At 60.8% G+C, this 217-nt stretch carries 1 pseudogene; it reads left to right on the top strand.

The features are described from left to right. Positions 1-217 (top strand): annotated as a pseudogene (locus RND78_RS28090) (IS3 family transposase); the annotation flags it as partial.

Raw genomic sequence — 217 nt, 5'->3', positions numbered from 1 at the left:
TCCTAAAAAAGGCTACCGCGCTCTTGATGGCCGAGGAACACGAGCGCTCGCGTTGATCGATCAGTTTTGCAGCGAAGCGCCTGTCGAACTGCTGTGCTCGGTATTTGAAGTCACCCGCTCGTGCTACTACGCCTACCGTCGCAGGCAGCGCTCACCGGACATTGCCCGGCTAGCGTTGCGGGTGCGCGTGGGCGAACTCTTTACCCAGAGTCGCCGC

The organism is Pseudomonas oryzihabitans, from assembly GCF_032027545.1.
Taxonomy (GTDB): Bacteria; Pseudomonadota; Gammaproteobacteria; order Pseudomonadales; family Pseudomonadaceae; genus Chryseomonas; species Chryseomonas oryzihabitans_F.
Note: the sequence above shows the minus strand (reverse complement) of the source record. Positions and strands in the feature narration are given on the sequence as shown.